This is a genomic window from Saccharomonospora iraqiensis subsp. iraqiensis, assembly GCF_000430445.1.
Classification (GTDB): domain Bacteria; phylum Actinomycetota; class Actinomycetes; order Mycobacteriales; family Pseudonocardiaceae; genus Saccharomonospora; species Saccharomonospora iraqiensis.
Genome location: NZ_KE387030.1, coordinates 10,448 through 13,726, shown reverse-complemented (window position 1 = coordinate 13,726; position 3,279 = coordinate 10,448). Strand labels below are relative to the sequence as shown.

Below are 3,279 nucleotides of genomic sequence, written 5' to 3'. Positions count from 1 at the left end.
GACCCCGCGCTGCACGCGCCCCCGCCGCCGCCCCGGCGGGCGGACACGCTGCCCGCGGAGGTCGTCGTGCCCGGCGGCACCTTCCTGATGGGGACCTCGGTGGAGCCGTGGGCACTGGACAACGAACGGCCCGCCCACGAGGTGTCGGTCGACACCTTCGTCCTGGACACCACCCCGGTGACGAACGCGGAGTTCGCCGCGTTCGTCGACGCGGGCGGATACGACGACCCCCGGTGGTGGAGCGGGCCGGGCTGGCGCTACCGCACCGAGCACGACATCACCGCCCCCCGCTTCTGGTACCGCGCGGACGGGACGTGGTGGCGCCGCCGGTTCGGGGTGCACGAACCCGTCCCGGACGACGAACCCGTGATGCACGTGTCCCACCACGAGGCGAGCGCCTACGCGGCGTGGGCGGGCAAGCGGCTGCCCACCGAGGCCGAATGGGAGAAGGCCGCCCGGTTCGACCCGTCCACCGGCCGGTCGGCACGGTACCCGTGGGGCGACGACGAACCGCGCGCCGAACACGCCAACCTGGGCCAGCGGCACCTGCGGCCCGCCCCGGTGGGGGCCTACCCGGAGGGTGCCTCCCCGCTGGGGGTGCACCAGCTGATCGGGGACGTGTGGGAATGGACCAGCAGCGACTTCCGGCCGTACCCGGGCTTCACGGCGTTCCCGTACCGCGAGTACTCCGAGGTGTTCTTCGGACCGGAGTACAAGGTGCTGCGGGGCGGGTCGTTCGGCACCGACGCGGTCGCGGTCCGGGGCACGTTCCGCAACTGGGACTTCCCGATCCGCAGGCAGATCTTCGCGGGGTTCCGGTGCGCACGGGACGTCGACGGGCGCGGGGACGGCACCGGGCACACCGGGGGCGCGGGTGTGTAGACATCTGGGGTATCTCGGCGTGCCGACCTCGCCGCACCACCCCCTGGTGCGCGCGCCGCACGCGCTGACCGTGCAGGCGTGGGCCCCGGCGGACATGCGGGGCGGCGGCACGGTCAACGTGGACGGGTTCGGCCTCGGCTGGTTCGCCGACGACGGCCGCCCCGTCCGCTACCGCCGCCCGGCACCGGTGTGGTCCGACGAGGACCTGCCCAGGCTGGCCGAGACGGTCCTCTCGGACCGGTGGGTCGCCGCGGTGCGGTCCGGCACGCCCGGCATGCCGGTGACCGAGGCCGCCTGCGCGCCGTTCGCCGACGACGAATGGCTGTTCAGCCACAACGGCGTCGTCTCCGGCTGGCCGGAGTCGGTCTCCGCCCCGGCGGAGAAGCTGCCCGTGGCGGAGCTGCTGCGGTTACCCGCGCCGACGGACTCCGCCCTGCTGTGGGCGCTGCTGCGGCGGCGCCTGGGTGACGGGGCGGATCCGGTGGATGCCGTGCTGCGGCTGACCTGGGAGGTCGCGCAGGCCGCGCCGGGGTCGCGGCTGAACCTGCTGCTCGTCGGGCGGGACCTGCTGATCGCCACCGCGTGGGGGCACGCGCTGTCCGTCCTGCGGTCCCCGTCCGGACCGGACGGCGTGTTCGTCGCCTCGGAGCCCTGGGACGCCGACCCCTGCTGGGAGCCGGTTCCCGACGGCGGCCTCGTCGTCGCCCGGCGGGCGGTGTCCCCGGACGGTGGAGGCACCGACGTCGGCGCCGGGCACCCGGCGGTCCGGGTGGACATCGACACTGTCGGAGGAGAACGGAGTCAGGCGTGAGCGACGTACGGGTGGAGACCCACGGCAGCACCGAGGACGTCACCGAGGCGCTGCGCGCGGACGTGCGGGAGGGCCTGTCGGCGACGCGGAAGTGGCTGCCGTCCAAGTGGTTCTACGACGCCCGGGGCAGCGAGCTGTTCGAACGGATCACCGCACTGCCCGAGTACTACCCGACCCGGGCCGAACGGGAGATCCTGCGCGTCCGGTCGGGTGCCGTGGCGGCCGCGACCGGGGCGCACACCCTCGTCGAGCTGGGGTCGGGGTCGAGCGAGAAGACCCGGTCGCTGCTGGACGCGCTGCGGGGGAACGGCACGTTGAGCCGGTTCGTGCCGATGGACGTGTCCGCCTCCGCCCTGACCGAGGCGGCCGACGCGGTCAGCCGGGACTACCCGGACCTCTCGGTGCACGGTGTCGTGGGGGACTTCACGGCGAGCCTGGCCGCGCTGCCGGGCAGCCGCCCACGACTGGTGGCCTTCCTGGGCGGCACGATCGGCAACTTCCCGCCGGACGAGCGGGCGAAGTTCCTGGCGTCGGTGCGCGACGTGCTCACCGACGGCGAGTGGTTCCTGCTCGGCACCGACATCGTCAAGGACCCGGCCACGCTGGTGCGGGCCTACGACGACGCGGCGGGGGTGACCGCGGAGTTCAACCGCAACGTGCTGCACGTGCTCAACGCCCGGTTGGGCGCGGACTTCGATCCCGGTCTGTTCGCCCACGTCGCACACTGGGACGCGGACAACGAGTGGATCGAGATGCGGCTGCGGGCCCGCGCGGACACCACCGTCCGCATCCCCGGGGCCGGTCTGGAGGTGTCCTTCGCCGCGGGGGAGGAGATCCGCACCGAGGTCTCCGCCAAGTTCCGGGAGGAGGGTGTGCGCGCCGAGCTCGCCGGGGCGGGGTTCGCGCTCCGGCACTTCTGGACCGACTCCGGACGCCGGTTCGCGGTGTCGTTGGCGGAGGCGGTTTCCTGAACCACCCGGGGCATGATCGAATGCCCCCGTGCGGAACCCGTTACCTACGCTGGCCCGCGTCCTGGGCACCCGGCCCTGGGTGATGCGCCGCTCCGGCGTGATCGTCCGGGCCGACCGGGTGCTGCACCGGATCTTCCGCGGCCGGGTCAGCCTGGTGGGTCTCGCCGGACTGCCGTCGGTGCACCTGACCACGCTCGGCCGGCGCAGCGGTGCGCCGCGGGGGACGAACCTGCTGTCCCTGCCGGACGGTGACGGGTACGTGGTCGTCGGCTCGAACTGGGGACGGCGGCGGGATCCCGGGTGGACGTTCAACCTCCGGGCGCACCCGGAGGCGACCGTGACCGTCGCCGGACGGGAGATCCCGGTGCGGGCGCGGGAACTGCACGGTGCGGAGTACCGCCGGATGTGGCGGCGGTTGCTGGCGTACTGGCCGGGATACGGGATGGAGCGGGAGACCGCGGGCCGCGATCTGCCGATCTTCGTGCTCACCCGGTCGGCCGGGGCCGCCCCGGTCAGCCGAGGAGACCGCGCAGGATGAGGGTGACCGCGCTCGCGGCGGCCACCGTGAGCACGGCGACCCGGATCCGGCCGCCGTGCAGCAGCCGGCGCGCCGGG

4 protein-coding genes are annotated in these 3,279 nt (G+C 74.3%); all 4 read left to right on the top strand.

The features are described 5' to 3' along the window. The coding region (locus tag ACTIR_RS0100570; RefSeq protein ID WP_026452829.1) for an SUMF1/EgtB/PvdO family nonheme iron enzyme at positions 1–882 on the top strand (882 nt) is incomplete at its 5' end. Next, positions 875–1,693, top strand: coding sequence for an ergothioneine biosynthesis protein EgtC (gene egtC, locus ACTIR_RS0100565; RefSeq protein WP_026452828.1), 819 nt, complete (start codon positions 875–877; stop codon positions 1,691–1,693). The genes ACTIR_RS0100570 and egtC, both read left to right, overlap by 8 nt. Then, positions 1,690–2,664 (top strand): L-histidine N(alpha)-methyltransferase, encoded by a 975-nt coding sequence (egtD, locus tag ACTIR_RS0100560; RefSeq protein WP_026452827.1) that lies wholly within the window; start codon positions 1,690–1,692, stop codon positions 2,662–2,664. Before egtC ends, egtD begins: the two co-directional genes overlap by 4 nt. Positions 2,665–2,692: 28 nt before the next feature. Next, positions 2,693–3,202 (top strand): nitroreductase family deazaflavin-dependent oxidoreductase, encoded by a 510-nt coding sequence (locus ACTIR_RS20945; RefSeq protein ID WP_199285545.1) that lies wholly within the window; start codon positions 2,693–2,695, stop codon positions 3,200–3,202. Positions 3,203–3,279 lie beyond the last annotated feature (77 nt).